Here is a 17,653-nt window from a genome sequence, read left to right on the forward strand (position 1 = left end):
ACCATGCAGAGAAGCGATTTTATTAAAATTTCATCATTGGGCTTTTTAGGCTTGTACTCCTGTGGCGTCTCTATGGCCGGAAACAGCAGGAAACCTCTCGGAATACAGCTTTATACCGTTCGTGACGCTGTTTCGGATAACCTGGAGAAGGCTTTGGAAAAGCTGGCTGCTTCAGGGTTCACCGAATTGGAAATTTATGGATATAATGGTACTTTTTTCGGGAGATCCAGGAGCGAATTTCAAAAAATTCTTAACAATACAGGTCTCAGGGTCATCAGCTCACACCACACCACAGGGATCATGGGGCTGGATAAAGGTACCCTCTTGCATGATTGGGAAAAATCAGTGGAAGATTTAAGTTTTATTGGTTCCAGATATATGGTGTGCTCTTACCTTTTCCCTGAAGAAAGAACTCCTGAGAACTACCAAAAACTGCCCGGTTTACTGGAAAGATCCGGAGAGGTAGCCAAAAGCGGGGAAATCGGGTTTGCCTATCACAACCATGACTTTGAATTTGAAAAAATGGAAGGTCATCAAAGTGTCTACGATTTTATTCTGGAAAACTCTTCTCCGGAGCATGTCAAAATGGAGCTTGATCTATACTGGATATCAAAGGCAGGCGTTGACCCGCTAAATTATTTTGAGAAACATCCCGGTCGTTTTCCGTTATGGCACGTAAAGGATATGAAAGCCGGCAACAGGGACTTTACGGAGATAGGCAATGGAACTATTGATTTCAAAAGGATTTTTGGGGCAAAGGAAAAGGCGGGACTTAAATATTGGTTTTTGGAGCAGGACTCCAGTGATAAAGATATTTTTGAAAGCATCGCGATCAGCAAAAAATATATTTTGGATCATTCTTATTTCAAATAAGCTAAAAATCAAAAACGTTAATTATGAAATTTTTTTTAAACCTTATATGCCTGCTGATCATGGTTCCTTTGAGTTCCCAAACCCACAGATTTATTTATGAACTTCAACTAAAGATGGACTCTACGGAATCTGATTATCAAAAATTTTATATGAATCTGGATATCAATTCCAAAGATGTAAAGTTCTACGGACGTAATCTCCTCATAGCCGATTCTCTTAATAAAAAATTCGGGAATATGGATAATAAGCATGTTGATATGACCGGACAGATCGTAAAAAGAAAGATAAATACATCTGAAAATGACAACTTTATCAATATTAAATTTGGGTATTATTCTTTTAAAACCAATGATAAGATTACCTGGCACATCTCCAATGAGACCAAGCAGGTGCAGAATTATACATTGCAAAAAGCGACAGCAAAGTTTGGTGGAAGAAACTGGGTAGCATGGTTCAGTAAGGATATTCCTTTTAATGAAGGGCCTTTTAAATTTTCCGGTTTACCGGGACTGGTTTTTGAAATCTCCGATACCAATAAGAACTTCATCTATCATCTTATAAAAAGTCAGGAACTTCCGGAAATTTATCCTACTGATGATTTTCTTGAATCCAATTTCGGGAATAAAGCCATTCCTATTAATGAAAAACAAAAACAAAAGCTTTTATTAGAGTTTTATAATGACCCTTTTTCATTTGAGAGAACTAATTTCAGCAAAACAAACAACAATTTGAATATAAACATCGGAGGAAAGGAAATACATAGCATTGATGAACTTAATGCACAGGTAAAAAGCATGCAGGAGATCATAAGAAAGTATAATAATCCTATTGAAATAGATAAAGCAATCCATTACAAAAATTAAAAATAATAACTATATTTGCAGCATAAAGGAAATGGTGTTCTTCCTTACCCAACCGCTTTACAAAAGCTGATGACGCCTGATTAAGAGATTATTAATATTAATTGATCAGGATTGTTATGTCTAAAAAACCACGAACCTTAAACCACCAGGCAAGATTTCATACCCGATTTTTCTTCAGGAAATATCCGGCATTGCCTTATATCATCAAATGGCTTGGCATCAGTATCGTAATCGGGGTCCTGACAGGAAATGCCTCTGCAGGCTTTCTGCGATCACTGCAATGGGCTACCGATTTCCGTGAAAGCCATATATGGCTGATTGCATTTTTGCCTGCGGCCGGATTCTTAATTGGGCTGTTATACTATCATTCAGGAAAAGAGGTTGAAGCCGGAAATAACCTGCTGATCGACAGCATCCACGATCCTAAAGAAATCATCCCTTTCAGAATGGCTCCCCTGGTCTATTTGGGAACCATTGTCACCCATTTTTTCGGAGGGTCTGCGGGCCGTGAAGGAACTGCTCTTCAAATGGCAGGGGCTATTGCCGACCAATTCAGCAGACCTTTTAAACTGAATAAGGAAGAAAGGAGAATATTAATCATCTCAGCAATTGCTGCGGGCTTTGGCTCGGTTTTCGGTACTCCTCTTGCCGGTGCCGTTTTCGGGCTCGAGGTTTTTCTTATTGGCAGGATCCGTTATAACGCTCTTTTTCCTGCGTTTGCCTCATCCATATTAGCGGACTGGGTTACCGGTCTCTGGAATGTCCAGCATATCCATTATCATATTAGCATTATTCCAAAGCTTGAACTGCTGCCGGTATTATACAGCATCCTGGCGGGTACTGTCTTTGGCATCTGCGCAGCTGCCTTCAGTAAAGGTATCCGTTGGGCGGGCACTATTTTTAAATCGAAAGTCCAATACCCTCCTTTACGCCCCGTTGCCGGAGGAATCATCATTGCCATGGCCGTTCTCATTACGGGGACAACAAGATATATCGGTTTAGGCATTCCGGTTATCGTAGAATCTTTTGAGCAGCAGCTTCCTTTATATGATTTTGCCCTGAAAATGATATTCACTATTGTTACGTTATCCGCCGGGTTCAAGGGTGGAGAAGTGACTCCCCTGTTTTTTATCGGAGCAACCCTGGGAAGTGCTTTATCTCTGCTGATCCCGCTTCCGTTCAGTCTATTGGCAGGGATGGGGTTTGTGGCGGTTTTTGCAGGGGCCACCAATACTCCTTTGGCCTGTATACTGATGGGAATCGAGCTGTTCGGGGCAGATTGCGGGGTTTATATCGCTATTGCCTGTATTGTTTCTTATCTGCTCTCCGGGCACAGCAGCATTTATACCGGACAGAGGATCGGAGAAGCAAAGCACCGGCGGTACATCAATCATCAGGATAAAAAAGTTTCTGATCTATAAGAGTATGTCAGATATATAAATGCATAAAAGCCAGTATTTTAACACTTATCTCATCACAACTCATAACTTACAACTTACCCCGTAACCCATTTAAAAATTTCATTAAGTTTGTTCCACTAATTCAGATTAGCATATGTTCGATTACAGATTAAAAGTATTTTACACGGTAGCCTCGAGAATGAGCTTTACAAAAGCATCCGGGGAGCTGAATATTTCTCAGCCGGCCGTAACGAAACATATCAGGGAAATTGAAGATCAGCTTCGCACCAAGTTATTCGACAGGAAAGGTTCTTCCATCCAGCTTACACCGAGTGGAAAAATCTTATACGGATATGCAGAAAAGATCCGGAACATTTACCGTGACCTGGAGTTCGAAATCAGCCAGCTTAACCAGCAGCATCAAGGAAAGCTGATCATAGGGGCCAGTACTACGGTCGCTCAATATATTCTGCCTGAAATCCTTGCCGGGTTCAATACCTATTATAAAGATATCAGGATAGAACTGCTAACCTATAATACAGAAACCATTTCAGCGCTGCTGAAGGAGGGAAAAATTGATCTGGGCATTATAGAGGGAGAATCCCGGTCTTCCTTATTTGATTACCGCCCTTTTAAAGCTGATGAAATCGTACTTGTTGCCAAAGCTGATCATGCTTTAACGAGTAAATCCTTAAGCCTCAAGGATCTATATGGCCTGAATTTTATTTTCAGGGAACAGGGTTCCGGTACTCTGGAATTTATTCAGAACCGACTAAAGGAAAAAGGAATCAGTATTGATGAATTAAATATTGAAATGCAGCTTGGCAGCAGTGAAGGTATTAAGAATTATCTTTTACATTCCGACTGCGTGGCATTCCTGTCGATCAGCACCGTTATAAATGAACTGAAGAACAACAGTTTAAGCATTATTGATATTAAAAACTTCAGCATTGAACGGAATTTTCATTTTATCCTTCCAAAGGGCGAACAGTCTGAACTTATCCGGCTTTTCCTAAGGTTTCTCAATTATAACTAAATGTTATTTCATATAACAAAATATGATTTATTTTGTTATAATAATTTATGGAATTTTGAATCATCATTTCAAAGTTCTACAATATGAAACATTTTAACCGGAAGGAAACTTTCCAAAAATCTATTTTTATTTTACTGGCTATAGTTTGCCTTACTCCGCTGGTAAGTTCACCGGTCGCCTTAGCTTTAGGTTTCGTCCTGGCAATTTTTACAGGAAACCCATTTGAAAAATACCTGCACCGGTATATTCATCTCCTGCTTCAGATTTCAATAGTGGGATTGGGCTTCGGACTGCAACTGAATGAAGCGCTCCATGCCGGCAGGTCAGGTTTCATCCTGACGATACTCAGCATTACCACCGTAATGATCACCGGATATTTTTCAGGAAAGCTCCTGAAGCTTGAAAAACCGCTGTCCTACCTGATCTCAGTGGGAACCGCCATTTGCGGCGGAAGCGCCATCGCCGCAACATCTCCCATTATTAAGCCTGATACCAGACAAATCTCCCTGGCTTTAGCCATTATTTTTACTTTAAACTCTGTAGCCTTATTTGTTTACCCCGTTATCGGGCATATGCTGAATCTTTCACAGGAGCAATTCGGATTGTGGTGTGCCGTAGGGATTCATGATACAAGCTCGGTAGTAGGAGCGGCAGCAAAATACGGGAATGAAGCGCTGAAAACCGCTACAACGGTAAAATTGGCCCGGGCTCTGTGGATCATCCCTGTCTCCGGGATTACGATGCTCATCTTTAAGAATAAGGGATCGAAGATCAGGATCCCATGGTTTATAGGATGGTTTATTCTGGCTATCCTGTTGAATACCTTTGTTCCGGGTATCAACCGCTTCAGCCCGGTAATCACTGTCTTTGCCAAATCAGGTCTGAACCTTACCCTGTTTTTTATTGGCTCTACTCTTTCGATCCGGACATTGAAGGCCATCGGCTTAAAGCCTCTTGCACTAGCAGTCTTTCTCTGGCTTACCATAAGTGCAGGAAGCCTTTTCTACATTACCCATTAAATGACAAAAACCTTTTGGATAAACAAAAGGCTTTTGCATATTAAATGTGGAAATGTTTATTTCAAAATGAAATAATTCTTCAGGTTTTAGCAAGTGATCACCTGTGGACAGGCGATATACTGTACACAATATTTAGGACCGGTTACCGCTCCTGTACAGCTGCATCCGCATAAGGACAGATCCGGGGTGGCAATTCCTCCCGTAATGTTTTTAAGGTCTGCTTTTCTTAGTTTTTTAGCGTTTTTGAAGATGTTGTTTGACATGTGAATTGGATTTTTTGGATTAAACATTATTATTTTAGTGTTCTTTCAAAGTTAAACAAATATTAATTATTCAGAGCATAATTTAATATTAAATTTTATAATTTATTTATTCTGTTATACTTAATGTTATATAAACGGGAGATTATATCCAAATATTTTTTTAAACAGTATTATTCGGTAAACTCCAGATCCCTGTTATGGGTCTCTGAAATAGTAAAAGCGGAATAAAAGGCCAGCCCGAAAACAACCGCTCCTACGATAGCCGCACTGGTAATCACTGAAAAATTGTTTTTTAAAAGATCAAAAGCCAGAATCATTACGGGCACGAGTCCTCTTACCATATTAGGAACAGTAGTGGTTGCCGTGTTCCTGATATTGGTCCCGAATTGCTCGGCTGCCAGGGTAACGAACATAGCCCAGTAGCCAGTGCCCAGCCCGAACCATACGCAAAAAATATAATATTTGGTCTCAGTATCTGTATTTCCGAAGAGCATGATCATAACCCCCACCAGGGTAAAGGCCAGCATATAAAATATGGCCATTTTCCGTGACTTCAAAGCATGGGAAATAAAGCCGCTCATCAGATCACCGATGGAGATGCCTACATAGCCCCACATTATCGCCTTCCCGGGGCTTACTTCTCTGATACCCAGTTCAGGGGCGAACTGATTGGCTAAAACTGCCAGTATCCCTATACAATACCAGGTTGGCAATCCTACCGCAATACATTTCATATATCTTATAAAACGATCCTTACGGGTAAAGAATGACAGAAAATTCCCTTTGGAGACAGACTGGTGCTCTATATTTTTATAAATCCCCGATTCTGAAACACTGATCCTTAAAAACAGCAGCATGATCCCCAGGATACCGCCAATGATATAGGAAATATTCCAGCCTCCGGCCAGCTCTACAGTAAGCTGGGCTACTACGGCTCCCATCAGGCCGAATCCGGCCACCACAGAAGTACCGATGGCCCTTAGATTCTTAGGCAGGCTTTCTGAAACCAGGGTAATGCCCGCACCTAATTCTCCGGCAAGACCGATTCCGGCAATGAACCTTAAAGCCGCATACTGATACACAAGATGGGTTTTGGGAAAATAAGGCAGGAAACCACAGGCTATATTGGCCAGGGAATACACTAAGATAGAGCCGAACAAAACGGAAAGCCGCCCCTTTTTATCCCCGAATATTCCCCAGAAAACGCCACCTATAAGTAAACCGACCATCTGACAATTAAGAATAAATGTTCCGTCTGTATCAGGATCCAGGCCTAAAGCCTTCAGGCTCGGAATCCTTACGATACCGAATAGAAGAAGGTCATAAATATCTACAAAATATCCTAAAGCGGAAATGATAACGGGAATGGAAAAAATATACTTCAGTTTAGAAGACAAAGGTAGATCGCTCATTTGGTTTTTTTAAATTTTGTTAAAAATAAAAAACCTTTCAATTTCTTGAAAGGTTTTTATAAAATATCTTATTCTATCCTCCATTTATTAGTATATGGATCGAACGGGCATTGATTTAATTTTTTCCAAGAAGAACCATTAAATTCAATGTCAGAATTGTCAAAACAAATATAGCGAAATTGACAGTCTTTACAAATAACTATACTATCATTATTGACAAACCATTTTCTTGTGAAACTATTATCTTCAATTAAGTTGTAATGCTCTTATTTTTATAATTTCCATGGGTACTTTTATGTGCAAGAAAATTTTTGAAATTTCCTTCATCATCAATACAAATTTTTCTATTTAAAGCGACATTATATTTTTGTGCCTCACAAAAAAAATCAATATTTGTAATAAATCTTTCTTTCGTTATTACATCTCTGGTTGAATTATCTATTACTTTTGAAGTAAAAACGAGCTTTTTATCTTTATAATACTTAGAATTTTTAAATTGGTCATTATTTGCTTTTTCATTTACAACACTATGGACCAATATACAGGAAATTCTATTCTCTATATCTTCTAAATATTGAATTAAAGAATCTTCAAATAAAGATTCCGGTAAAAGAATTTCAACACTTTTAATTCTGGAAAAACGAGTCACATGAACAATTTCAGACAATATTTTATCAATATTCGGATTGCAAATTCTTATCTGTATGCTTGCACAGCCTAAAGCGCCAAGTTCTTTAATGGCTGAATTGAAGTTATAATTATAATTTTTTCCAACTTCTAATATTGCATTATTTACCTTCAAAGGAGAATCCCAAGTTAAATCCAGTTCGGGAAAATTTTCAGGATTTTCAAGAAAAAATCCATAATCTATTTGGTTTAAATATTGAAAGTAACTATCTATACCGTCATTTAGATCATTATTGAAGAAATTTTTGATTTCATCTATTGTATAGCTACGAGTTTTTTTAAGAACATCGACCAGCAGATTAGGTATATTTATATATTCATTATTTTGTAAGTCTGCGATTATACTATCTTGATTACCTTGAACAATCACACAATTAGCATAAAGATTAAAATAACAGCTCATACGATATTAACTATTGGTTTATGATTATGAAAAATATCGTATATCGTAGTTTGATGGAAGCTACTTTGTGCAGAATAATGTAAATTGAACCGTTTTACTTCCTCTTTGGTATAATAGACATTTCTTATTAAGTGATAATTATTGGAAGACTTTTAAAGCTTTCTTTTGTAAAAAGCTTTGCAAATTCGTTCTTTATCATATTTATTGTGTTAAGTATTCGGCAATTTTTTTGTGGAGCTTATAATTACATGCATTTGAAACAAATCCAAACTGTCCTATTGGATTAACTTCTAAAAAAACATAGCTGTCTTTGGTCTTCACAATATCCAAAGAACCACTGTTTAAACCTATTTTTTGCATTAAAAGCCGGATACGATTTTCTAAAACAGAAGGTAATTTGTATGGAACACGTCTATTCATATTTTCTCTGTTATATCTTCTGAAATCTATACTTGTACGTTCATCTTTTTGAGAAAACATAGCCATGGAAAATAGCTCACCATCAAGATAAAAAGTTCTGACTTCATAAATCTTTTCTAACTTTTCCTGAAAATGGGCGACAAAAAAATGATCCGGTAATTCATTAATAAAGTTTATTTCAATTTTCTCTGTATAAGTTGCATAAGTGGAATACGTTTCTTTTATATCACACAACAGCATATCATGCATTTTAGAAATTACCTCACCATTGCATTTATAGAAAAAGTTAATAAGCTTGGATTTACTGTTTGTTAATATAGACTTTGGAATTTCTATTCCGAGCTCTTTTGCTATCCTTAAAACTTCAAATTTATTGACATCATATTTTAAAGAATCTCCTAAAGCCGTTTCTGCTTTATACTTATAGGTTATATCATAAGAATTTATGTTTTCGAGTTCTCTATTACCGCTTTGAATCAATCTTGATTCTAAGTTTGAATTATTATTCTTTTCCGAAAACAGACTTTCCGGAATCATTCTGATTGGTAATGGCTTCCTGCCAGGTCTTCAATACCATATTGATTTTACCGGAATACTTTCATTAATATCAATGTGGTAATCTTCATCCTTTGGCATTGCAAAATAATCGGTGTTTACTCTTTTTATTTCGCCACTATACAAAGCAGAAATCCAGTCAATGTCCAGATTGCTCGTAATATCATTACCTTCTGTATAAATAACTATCATTTCTTACGCATTACATTGTTTATTGAATCCATGCTTCTAATATAATCTTCAACAGGTCCTAAACCCATAAATTTTCTTCTCGTGTTAACATTCGCTGAGTCAATAAGGTTATTGATATATGTTTTACCATTTTTATCTGTTGAATATTGTGACCCATAGATTTGTTTTCTATTATTATTAATTTCGATCCTATCAATTAAATAAGCCAACTGGCTTTTATCAGCATTTCCTTTTTTTGCAGCTTCCTTCATTATGGGTAAATACTTTTCCATGGTTGATAATTTGTCGGCATGCTGAATAACTATAAATAAGGCAGTATTTGCGTCATTCCCGATTTTATCTTTTCCCAGCCATCCTAAACTGTCGATAATTTTTGTTACAATTTGAATATTCTTTCTGTCTAATGGACTTTGTTTTGTCCAGTCAATAACTATTTGTTGTCTATATTTTTGGTCATCTTCTAAAACCTTTTCTAAGGTTTTTCTTACTTCCGAATAGTCTTCCCTCTTTTTACAGGCGGAAAAGCACATTATAACGGTTAATAAAATGTGATATCGTCTGATGTGCATTTTAATATTATGAGTTAAAAGAAGGATAAAATTTTATCCTTCTTTGTGTTAATTTTTAGTTATTATTACAGATTTTAATTATTATCAGAAATTGATGAACCCCCGTTATACCAACGATCAGGTGCTGTTTGGGTATTGTCATGATTACCACTAGAAGTCATTCCCGTTTGAATGTCTTGTGAGGGAGACGTTACCCAACCACCGCCATTAATTTTTTCAAGCTTAATTCTTTCAATTTTTGAAGTTTGGAATCTGTTAAATAATTCGTCTTTTTTCTTTAAATTTTTCATAATAATTCTTTTTTAATTGTTCTCTATCGTATTATCACTCCCAAATATATCACTAACTATTGAAATAATTTCAAAGTTTTTATGTGATTTTTATGTGAATTTCAGCACATAAATAATATATTTGCATTAACGAAAACATAATTATGATAAAAAATAAGCTAATAAAAGCCCGTAAGGAAAAATATACTCAGGAAAGCATGGCTAAAATATTGCATATGACACAATCTCAATAGCAAAGAAGAGAAAAAGGAGAAATTAGAATTTCAGATGAGGAATGGGAACGTATGGCAAAAGCATTGGATACCACAGTGGAAGAAATAAAAGAGGATGATGTTCCGCAAAGTATCATTAATAATTACGATAATAGTTCTGGAAGTTATTATCCTCATATAAACAATAATTACAGCATTCCAGAATTTATCTTGAAAAATATGGAAGAATATATCAATCATCTAAAACAACAAATAGAAGAGCTAAAAGAAGAAATTAAAAGCCTAAAATCTTAATAGATACTTTCTTAATATTGCACAATAAAAAAACCTTTCAATTTCTTGAAAGGTTTTTATAAATATCTTTTATTTTTTATTATCTCGCAATATTTACGGCTCTTGTTTCCCTGATCACCGTTACCTTTACCTGTCCCGGATAGGTAAGTTCATTCTGGATCTTTTCAGAAATGTCATAAGACAGCTGGGATGCCACTTCATCATTTACTTTTCCGCTTTCCACCATTACTCTCAGTTCTCTTCCCGCCTGGATCGCATAGGCACTTGACACACCGTCAAAGCTTAAGGCTGCGGATTCAAGGTCTTTCAATCTTTGGATATAGGATTCCAGCACCTGACGTCTTGCCCCCGGCCTTGCGCCTGAAATAGCATCGGCAACCTGCACGATCGGTGACAATAACGAGGTCATCTCAATTTCATCATGGTGGGCTCCGATAGCATTAACAACTTCCGGATTTTCACCATATTTCTCAGCCCATTGCATTCCCAGAAGGGCATGAGGTAGTTCGGATTCCTGCTCAGGCACCTTACCAATATCATGCAGTAAACCTGCTCTTTTGGCAAGTTTTACATTCAGGCCTAGTTCAGCGGCCATTGTTGCTGCAATATTTGCCACTTCTCTGGAGTGCTGCAGCAGGTTCTGCCCGTAGGAAGAACGGTATTTCATTCTACCAACGATCTTGATCAGCTCAGGATGTAATCCGTGGATACCAAGATCTATGATGGTTCTTTTTCCTACTTCTATGATTTCCTCCTCGATCTGCTTCCTGGTCTTCTCCACTACTTCCTCAATCCTCGCAGGGTGGATTCTTCCGTCTGTAACAAGCCTGTGGAGGGATAGTCTCGCTATTTCCCTTCTTACAGGATCAAAGCATGAGAGAAGGATGGCTTCAGGGGTATCATCAACGATGATCTCCACTCCGGTCACGGCTTCCAGCGCACGGATATTTCTACCTTCCCTACCGATGATCCTTCCTTTTACTTCATCAGATTCAATGTTGAATACAGATACGGAATTTTCGATAGCCTGCTCCGTTCCTATTCTCTGGATGGTCTGGATCACAATTTTTCTGGCTTCGTTCTTGGCGTTCATCTGAGCTTCTTCCATAATGCTCTGAACGTGTGCCTGAGCTCTTGTTTTGGCTTCGGCTTTCATTGTTTCCACCAGTTCGGCTTTAGCTTCCTCAGCGGTATAGTTAGAGATTTTCTCAAGGATTTCAACCTTTTTGGCTGTTGCAATATCCAATTCCTGTTGTTTTCTCTCTAAAATTTCGTTTTTCTTAGCGTAATCTGCAATCTGCTTATCCAAATCTTTTTCAAGTTTCCCCGCTTTGCTAAGCTCGTCATTAAGCTTATGCTCTTTGTCCTTGATCCTTTTCTCGATTTCCTGCATTTTCTTTTCACGTGCCTGGATATCTGCATCGTGTTGGGATTTCAGCTCAAGGAACTTTTCTTTAGCCTGGAGGTTTTTCTCTTTTTTTATGGATTCAGCTTGCACATTAGCTTTTTCTATAAGGTTCTCGGCATTTTTCTTAGCATCATCTATAATAAATTTTGCCTTGGCATTGAGCGAGCTTCTGGAGAAAAACACTCCGATCGCAGCTCCTACTACCAAGCAAATAACGCCGACTATAATGGCTGTTGTCATAATATATATTGAGTTTTAATTGTCTTCTTATCCTTCTATAAAAAAAACCTACAACAATTCAGCGATTGAGAGTAAACTCCTAATCAACACGATTTGAACTGATTCCCACTGTCTGTAATCCGGAGCGGCCGGCACGCCATTCAATGGGCATTTGTTCGGTAATTGTTTAGCGTTGAGTTTACCGTTAATGTGTTAGAATTATTGTAGGCAGTTTATGCGGGAAAAAAATGCTATTTCCCGATTTCATTCAACGATTGATTAATCTGGGCTAATCTTTCATTGGTAGAGTTTATTGTCTTTTCATAGTTAAGAGATACCACTTCCGCATTGGTACCCAGTTTAAGGGCGCACATTGCCAAAGCATCCTGCTTATCTCTAACATCGAAATTTTGTTCAAAATCTTTAATCATATTTTCGATCTGCTTCCCTACCTTACGCAAAGTTTCTTCTTCTGCTGCCGGTACGTTCAGCGGATATACCCTTCCTGCAATATTGATGGTTATTCTTCTTACCTCCATTATAATCCACTGTTTTGAAGCTGAGCAATACAGAAATCAATCTCTTTTACCAATCTGTTAATATGGTTTTTCATTAACCTATTGTGCTCAGGATTTCCTGATATCGCTGAATAAAGTTTTATATTTTTTTGTTCTTCTGCTAATACCTGATTTTTCTTTCTTTCCTCATCATATTTCTTTTTCAGTTCTTCATGCTCAACACTTAATTCTGATAATTTTTCAGTAAGATTTTTATAACTTTTTTGTAAACTTAAAATCTTTTTTTCCAATTCTGAAAAATTGTTTTCTAAATCTTGAAGCATTTCAGGTTTTGTATATTCTAACTAGTAGCAAAAATAAAAAAATATTAACATTAACAAAAATAAAACGGCGTATATTTTGATCTTCCAGCAAAAAAGGATGTACCTCAGTACATCCTTTATATCTAAAATTGCAGATTTCTTATTCAAATTTCAGTACAAACATCACTGCCCTAGACTGTAATGTAGACATTGCAGCGGTCCAGTACGGAGGAGTGGAGGCATTATCCGAAACAATTTCGTTGTTCATAATAAAAGTTCCTCTGATTGCAGGTGTAAGCTTGAATTTATTGAAGTAAAACTGGATTCCCATTTCAGCAGACCAGGCAAAGTTGTGTGTTGTGGATCTGAACACCTGCTGCATGTTATCATCGGTAGAGTCAGAATTAGACTGCAGGTTAACAATATAGTTCACCCCTGCTGCCACATAAGGTCTGGAATTGTACCATCTGTGCCCGTGAAATTCCAAGAGTACAGGAACATCTACGAAAGTAGATTTGATCTCACGGACTCTGTCTTGTTCGGTTAGCGGGATCGGGATGAAAGGAGCATTCGTTAAAGTACCTCCGGCATACTGATCATTTGATTGCGTATTGAAAGTCAGCTGCCTCTGAGCAAATTGTAAGCCTGGTTCCACCCTTAGGTCTAAATAATCGTTGAGTCTCCATTTTCCGATAAGCCCGGCACCGAAGCTGTAGCTTTCTTTAGATGTAACGAGATTCTGATTTTCATTTATACCATATCTTGGGTTGAGTACTATACGGTAATCCAGTCTGTTGCCATTTAAATAAAACCCCCAGCTGAATGTCTGCTGATCGAAGTCTTCCAACTTATCCATTCTGTTTCGGGTTCTGAATTGCGCGTTTGCTAAAACTGCAACATTTACTGAGGCTAAAACCAGTGCTTTTAATAAAAATTTATTCATAGGTTACTTTGTTGCTTTATAAATTGTGGCTATACCTAAACTTAGTTTTTTATATTCAACTTTTTTAAATCCTGTATCTAAAAGAATTTGTCTCATCTTCTCCCCGAAAGGAAAAGCGTTTACAGAATCCGGAAGGTATGTATATGCCCTATTGTCTTTGGAAACCAGCCTGCCGATGGCGGGTAAAATGTTTTTGAAATAAAACATATACAATGGCCCCAAGAAACCCTCAACCTTTGAAAACTCCAGTATATAAACACTCTTGTTATCTTTAACAACTCTTCTTAACTCTGCCAAACCTTTGGTAAGGTTTTCAAAATTCCTTACTCCAAATGCAACGGAAACAGCATCAAATCTATTGTCTTCGAATGGTAAATTTTCTGCATCCCCTTTTTGCATGGAAATTTTGCCGTCTAATTTAAGTTTTTTTATTTTAATAACGCCAACATTTAACATTTGTTGCGATAAGTCTAAACCAATTACTTTGGCATCAGTGCCTTTTTCAATCGCAATAGCTAAATCTCCCGTTCCTGTAGCCACATCCAGCACTTCCTGCGGATTATCATTTTTCATCCATTTCACCAGTGTATTTCTCCACAAAACATCAATTTTCATGGATAAAACATGATTCAGAAGATCATACTTTGGTGCAATATTGTCGAACATGTCCTCTACCTGGCTCTTCTTTGTAGCCTCTGAATTGTAGGGGGTTACTTGGTTAATATCTTTTGTCAAAACTTAAAACTTGTAATATTCTTTATAATAATTAAGGAAATCCTGCTTCCTGAAGATCTTTGATCTGGATTCTACTTGCTGGATATTTTTGATCACCTTGTCATAATCTTCATCCACATTGTAGTAAAAATCATCCGTATATAGCTTGCTGAAGCGTTTAGGCGCCCCAAAATAAGCTTTCCCGTCAATAATGGTTTTATCAAGCGCCAAAAGTAATGAATCTTTTTTAAGATTATAGCCATAGTACTGATTATTGATATAATAATCCTGGTGGGCGATGTTGATAAGACCACGAACTTTATTCACTTCAAAAGCAGAATCGTATAATAATTTTTTATTCCGGTCAAAAACTTTAATGGAATTTTTTCCTTTTCTTAAATCCACCGGTACGGTTTGCCCTGCTGAAATAATTCCTTCGGAACCATTGTTGATTTTAAAATAGTAGGTATCAGGAGTAGGGTTATCCACTACATAGTAATTTCTTTTAGCCAAAAAAAGAAAGTAAATCCCAAAGGCAACGGCAAATGCCACAACTGCAATAAGTAAGCCTTTTAAGGAAGGATTGTTTTTCATAGATTGTAAAGTACAATTTTTGCAAATTTAATAATATTTTTAATTCTTCGTTATTAATATTAATTATTAACTTTGCATCTTTAAAAAATCATATAAACGAATGCCGAATACGATTATCATTGGTTCTGGATCTTATATTCCCAATAGAGTTATTGGTAAAGATTTTTTCTTAGATTCAGAGTTTTATACAGAGGACGGGGTGAAGATAGACAAGCCTGCTGAGGAAACTATTGCAAAATTTGTAGAAATCACGGAAATAGAAAACAGAAGATTTATTGATGAAGATCTTTCCAACTCCAAAATCGGTTACGAGGCTGCAAAAAAAGCTATTGAAGATGCGAAAATAGATCCGGAAGAGCTGAACTATATTATTTATGCAAGTAACTTTGGTGAAGTTACCGTGAACGGATATGCAGACTTCATGCCTACCATGGCAGCAAGGGTAAAGAATAAACTAGGCATCAAAAACAGAAGATGTGTAACCTACGATATGCTTTTCGGATGTCCGGGATGGGTAGAAGCAATGATCCTGGCGGATAATCTGATCAAAGCAAGGGTAGCCCAAACCATCCTCGTCATCGGAGGTGAAACACTAAGCCGGGTAACCGACCCGCATGACAGAAACAGGATGATCTTTGCCGATGGAGCGGGAGCCGTGGTCGTAAAGGCCACAGATGATGAAAATGTAGGAATCATAGCCCACAGCACCATCTGCGATAATGGACCTGAGCTCAATTACCTTGAAAACGGACCTTCTATCAATAAAGAGTCTGACCAGACCCGTCTGTTCGTAAGGATGCAGGGAAGGAAAATTTATGAATATGCCCTTAAAAATGTCCCTGTGGCCATCAAAGAAACCATTGGCAATGCAGGACTTTCTATTAAGGATATTGATAAGATACTGATTCATCAGGCCAATGCTAAAATGGATTATGCCATGATCGAAAGACTTCACAAGCTTTATGAGGTAAAGGATTATGACCACAAAATCTCTCCCATGACCATCCAGGAATTTGGAAATTCTTCAGTGGCAACCATTCCTACCATGTTTGATCTAATTATTAAAGGAAAAATGGAGGGTCAATCGTTTAAAGATAAAGGTAACATTGTTATGACTTCCGTAGGAGCCGGAATGAACATCAATGCTATCGTTTACAGATTTCCTTAAAATATTTTTTTAATTTAAATATTAAAGCACAGGAAATTTTTTTCTTGTGCTTTTTTTAAACTGATTATGCAAAGAAATTTTTTAATCATTGCCGCAGTCTTCCTGTTTTTAGAAGTATATATCTATCAGGCAATAAGGACCTTAACGGATAATTTCTGGCTAAGATTAGGATATTGTATCATATCCCTGGCTGTGTATGGCGTGTTTGCCTATGAAATCGCCCATTTTCAGAAATCGGACAGAAGCACTTTAAGAATCCAGATCATGGTTTCCCTTTTCCTGGTATTCATGCTGCCTAAAGTATTCATTGTCCTGTTCTTGTTAATTGATGATATTTTCAGGACGGGAAGCTACCTTATCGGACTTACCCAATCCAATGAACATTTTTTTCCCGAAAGGAGAAAATTTTTAAGTCTGATCGGCTTAGGCCTCAGCGGAGTGCTTTCCGCTCTTTTTATTGATGGTATCACGTTCGGAAAATACCGCCACAAAGTAAGAAGGGTAAAGGTAAAAATACCTGGCCTTCCCGGGAGTTTTAAAGGGTATAAGATCATTCAGATCTCTGACGTCCACAGCGGCAGTTTCTCTGATCCGGCAAGACTTGAGCATGCGGTAAGCTTAATTAATGAGCAGAAGCCCGATCTGGTTTTATTTACCGGAGATATGGTGAACAATGTAGCTGAAGAGTTCAAACCTTTTATCCCTTTGTTTTCCGATATCAAAGCCAAGGACGGAAAACTGGCGGTTCTCGGAAATCATGATTACGGAGATTATGTGACATGGACATCCCCGGACGCCAAATGGAAAAACCTTGAGACGCTGATTGATTATGAAAAGCAGGCCGGCTTTGATATGCTCCGCAACGAAAGCAGGGTCATTGAAAAAAACGGCGAAAAGCTGTATATCCTTGGAGTAGAGAATTGGGGCCTGAAGCCTTTCCCTCAGTTCGGAGATATCGATATGGCCCTGAAAGACGTGCCGGTATCTGCCGCAAAAATATTAATGAGCCATGACCCTACCCATTTTGATTATGTAGTAAAAAAACACCCGGGAAATATTTATTTAACGCTCTCCGGACATACCCACGGCATGCAGTTCGGTCTGGACCTTAAAAATATAAAATGGTCTCCCGTACAATACCGTTACCCAAAATGGGCCGACCTGTATGAAAGTGAGGGAAAACTGCTGTATGTGAACAGAGGCTTCGGCGTCATAGGATATCCGGGGAGAGTTGGGGTTTTACCGGAAATTACACTTTTTGAATTGGCCTGATTTAAGTATTTTAGCGAGATTTAATTA

The 17,653-nt window shown here is 37.6% G+C and carries 21 protein-coding genes and 1 riboswitch; of the genes, 8 read left to right on the plus strand and 13 right to left on the minus strand.

Annotation, left to right across the window (positions count from 1 at the left end; all coding sequences use genetic code 11):
* Positions 1–3 precede the first annotated feature (3 nt).
* The 5 genes from ABMQ40_RS11665 to ABMQ40_RS11685 all read left to right on the plus strand — a co-directional run bounded on the left by ABMQ40_RS11665 (position 4) and on the right by ABMQ40_RS11685 (position 5,191).
* On the plus strand, positions 4–873 hold the full coding sequence (locus ABMQ40_RS11665) for a sugar phosphate isomerase/epimerase family protein (RefSeq protein ID WP_370899752.1): 870 nt from the start codon (positions 4–6) through the stop codon (positions 871–873).
* A 23-nt stretch (positions 874–896) separates the two neighbouring features.
* On the plus strand, positions 897–1,736 hold the full coding sequence (locus ABMQ40_RS11670) for a GLPGLI family protein (RefSeq protein WP_370899754.1): 840 nt from the start codon (positions 897–899) through the stop codon (positions 1,734–1,736).
* An 18-nt stretch (positions 1,737–1,754) separates the two neighbouring features.
* Positions 1,755–1,822: riboswitch (Fluoride riboswitch) on the plus strand.
* 30 nt (positions 1,823–1,852) lie between these two features.
* The gene (locus ABMQ40_RS11675) at positions 1,853–3,157 is read left to right on the plus strand and encodes a voltage-gated chloride channel family protein (protein ID WP_370899756.1); all 1,305 of its coding nucleotides are present in this window, start codon (positions 1,853–1,855) and stop codon (positions 3,155–3,157) included.
* Positions 3,158–3,290: 133 nt separating this feature from the next.
* Positions 3,291–4,172, plus strand: a complete 882-nt coding sequence (locus tag ABMQ40_RS11680; protein WP_370899758.1) for a LysR family transcriptional regulator — start codon at positions 3,291–3,293, stop codon at positions 4,170–4,172.
* Between the two features lie 83 nt (positions 4,173–4,255).
* Entirely contained in the window at positions 4,256–5,191 is a 936-nt protein-coding gene (locus ABMQ40_RS11685; protein WP_370899760.1) for a YeiH family protein, read from the plus strand.
* A gap of 86 nt (positions 5,192–5,277) precedes the next feature.
* Here ABMQ40_RS11685 and ABMQ40_RS11690 read toward each other — a convergent pair whose 3' ends face one another.
* From ABMQ40_RS11690 to ABMQ40_RS11720, 7 genes are all read right to left on the minus strand, one after another.
* Positions 5,278–5,454: a hypothetical protein gene (locus ABMQ40_RS11690; protein ID WP_370899762.1), complete on the minus strand. Its 177-nt coding sequence runs from the start codon at positions 5,452–5,454 to the stop codon at positions 5,278–5,280.
* Between the two features lie 170 nt (positions 5,455–5,624).
* On the minus strand, positions 5,625–6,866 hold the full coding sequence (locus tag ABMQ40_RS11695; protein ID WP_370899764.1) for an MFS transporter: 1,242 nt from the start codon (positions 6,864–6,866) through the stop codon (positions 5,625–5,627).
* Between the two features lie 250 nt (positions 6,867–7,116).
* On the minus strand, positions 7,117–7,956 hold the full coding sequence (locus ABMQ40_RS11700; protein WP_370899766.1) for a hypothetical protein: 840 nt from the start codon (positions 7,954–7,956) through the stop codon (positions 7,117–7,119).
* A gap of 201 nt (positions 7,957–8,157) precedes the next feature.
* A complete protein-coding gene (gwsG, locus tag ABMQ40_RS11705; RefSeq protein WP_370899768.1) occupies positions 8,158–8,913 on the minus strand; it encodes a grasp-with-spasm system ATP-grasp peptide maturase in 756 nt (251 codons plus the stop codon).
* 30 nt (positions 8,914–8,943) lie between these two features.
* Entirely contained in the window at positions 8,944–9,123 is a 180-nt protein-coding gene (locus ABMQ40_RS11710; RefSeq protein ID WP_370899770.1) for a hypothetical protein, read from the minus strand.
* Positions 9,120–9,692 carry a DUF6624 domain-containing protein gene (locus tag ABMQ40_RS11715; RefSeq protein ID WP_370899772.1) on the minus strand — a complete coding sequence of 191 codons (573 nt, stop codon included), beginning with the start codon at positions 9,690–9,692 and terminating at the stop codon, positions 9,120–9,122. Before ABMQ40_RS11715 ends, ABMQ40_RS11710 begins: the two co-directional genes overlap by 4 nt.
* Before the next feature lie 74 nt (positions 9,693–9,766).
* Positions 9,767–9,982 (minus strand): hypothetical protein, encoded by a 216-nt coding sequence (locus tag ABMQ40_RS11720; protein ID WP_370899774.1) that lies wholly within the window; start codon positions 9,980–9,982, stop codon positions 9,767–9,769.
* A gap of 284 nt (positions 9,983–10,266) precedes the next feature.
* Here ABMQ40_RS11720 and ABMQ40_RS11725 point away from each other — a divergent pair, with 284 nt between their 5' ends.
* Positions 10,267–10,488: a hypothetical protein gene (locus ABMQ40_RS11725; protein WP_370899776.1), complete on the plus strand. Its 222-nt coding sequence runs from the start codon at positions 10,267–10,269 to the stop codon at positions 10,486–10,488.
* Between the two features lie 79 nt (positions 10,489–10,567).
* On the opposite strand, the gene rny is transcribed toward ABMQ40_RS11725, so the two are convergent.
* The 6 genes from rny to ABMQ40_RS11755 all read right to left on the minus strand — a co-directional run bounded on the left by rny (position 10,568) and on the right by ABMQ40_RS11755 (position 15,186).
* Positions 10,568–12,136, minus strand: a complete 1,569-nt coding sequence (gene rny, locus ABMQ40_RS11730) for a ribonuclease Y (protein ID WP_370899778.1) — start codon at positions 12,134–12,136, stop codon at positions 10,568–10,570.
* Between the two features lie 230 nt (positions 12,137–12,366).
* Positions 12,367–12,654 (minus strand): cell division protein ZapA, encoded by a 288-nt coding sequence (locus ABMQ40_RS11735; protein WP_370899781.1) that lies wholly within the window; start codon positions 12,652–12,654, stop codon positions 12,367–12,369.
* Complete coding sequence (locus ABMQ40_RS11740; protein ID WP_370899783.1) at positions 12,654–12,956, minus strand: hypothetical protein; 303 nt, start codon at positions 12,954–12,956, stop codon at positions 12,654–12,656. Before ABMQ40_RS11740 ends, ABMQ40_RS11735 begins: the two co-directional genes overlap by 1 nt.
* 139 nt (positions 12,957–13,095) lie before the next feature.
* On the minus strand, positions 13,096–13,878 hold the full coding sequence (porT, locus tag ABMQ40_RS11745; RefSeq protein WP_370899785.1) for a type IX secretion/gliding motility protein PorT/SprT: 783 nt from the start codon (positions 13,876–13,878) through the stop codon (positions 13,096–13,098).
* 3 nt (positions 13,879–13,881) lie between these two features.
* Positions 13,882–14,613: a bifunctional demethylmenaquinone methyltransferase/2-methoxy-6-polyprenyl-1,4-benzoquinol methylase UbiE gene (gene ubiE, locus ABMQ40_RS11750; protein ID WP_370899787.1), complete on the minus strand. Its 732-nt coding sequence runs from the start codon at positions 14,611–14,613 to the stop codon at positions 13,882–13,884.
* A gap of 3 nt (positions 14,614–14,616) precedes the next feature.
* Positions 14,617–15,186, minus strand: a complete 570-nt coding sequence (locus ABMQ40_RS11755; RefSeq protein WP_370899789.1) for a hypothetical protein — start codon at positions 15,184–15,186, stop codon at positions 14,617–14,619.
* Between the two features lie 100 nt (positions 15,187–15,286).
* Between ABMQ40_RS11755 and ABMQ40_RS11760 the strand changes: the two genes are divergently transcribed.
* Positions 15,287–16,354: a 3-oxoacyl-ACP synthase III family protein gene (locus ABMQ40_RS11760; RefSeq protein WP_370899791.1), complete on the plus strand. Its 1,068-nt coding sequence runs from the start codon at positions 15,287–15,289 to the stop codon at positions 16,352–16,354.
* A 66-nt stretch (positions 16,355–16,420) separates the two neighbouring features.
* Positions 16,421–17,626 (plus strand): metallophosphoesterase, encoded by a 1,206-nt coding sequence (locus tag ABMQ40_RS11765; RefSeq protein WP_370899793.1) that lies wholly within the window; start codon positions 16,421–16,423, stop codon positions 17,624–17,626.
* Positions 17,627–17,653: the final 27 nt, after the last annotated feature.

The sequence above is a fragment of the Chryseobacterium gossypii genome (assembly GCF_041361455.1).
In the GTDB taxonomy this organism is placed as follows: domain Bacteria; phylum Bacteroidota; class Bacteroidia; order Flavobacteriales; family Weeksellaceae; genus Chryseobacterium; species Chryseobacterium gossypii.